Source organism: Polaromonas sp. P1_G2 (assembly GCF_056405515.1).
In genome coordinates this window covers 1-698 of sequence record NZ_JBFUBY010000629.1, presented here as the reverse complement: position 1 = coordinate 698, position 698 = coordinate 1, and the positions used below count along the sequence as shown (strand labels likewise).

Below are 698 nucleotides of genomic sequence, written 5' to 3'. Positions count from 1 at the left end.
CTGGATGCACTCAACGAGCAGATCCACGCTTACGAGGCCCGCAGCGCCCGCTATGACGAACGCATCGTCCTGCGCCTCGCCGCGGAACTTTTCGCCCGCACCCGCGCGGGCGACGCGTCCGCCGCACTCGGCCTGGGTGAGCCGTTCGAAACGGCGTTGGCCAAGGCACGGCTGATCTCGCTCGGCGCACGGCTGAGGCAGGAGGGCACGGATATCCGCGCCTCGGTCCTGCTGGCCGACACCGATACCGGCGCGACCATGCTGATGGAAAAGCTGTTCTCGCCGCAGCCCACCGACAGGGAAGCCTTCCACACATCCGTGGTCCGCCGCCAGATGGCGCCGGCCATCGCACTCACCGGCATCGGCCGCGGCCAGCTTCTGACCAGCGTCGCCCGCCGTCGCGCCGACGGCCTGCTGGCGCTCGGCAGCGGCACGGGCGGACGGACGCAGATCATGCCGCGCGACGCCCTCTTCGCCTTCCGCCCGCCATTGGCAGCGGTGAACGTCGACGCACTCAAACAGGCTTTCGCTGAGCGCCCGATCTCGCTCATCCGGCCGCGAAAGCAGGTCGAGGACGTGCATGTCTTCGACGTCGAAGACGTCGCCGGCCAATCCTGGTCGCCGGGCGACCAGTTCTGGCAAGCCACGGTGAAACTCAAGGGCGATGGCGGCATGCTGCATCTCGAACGCAGCTACGA

Annotated in this window: 1 protein-coding gene; it reads left to right on the top strand. The window is 68.5% G+C overall.

The window, feature by feature from the left end:
- The coding region (locus AC1D0P_RS26610) for a hypothetical protein (protein WP_477679471.1) at positions 1-698 on the top strand (698 nt) is incomplete at both ends.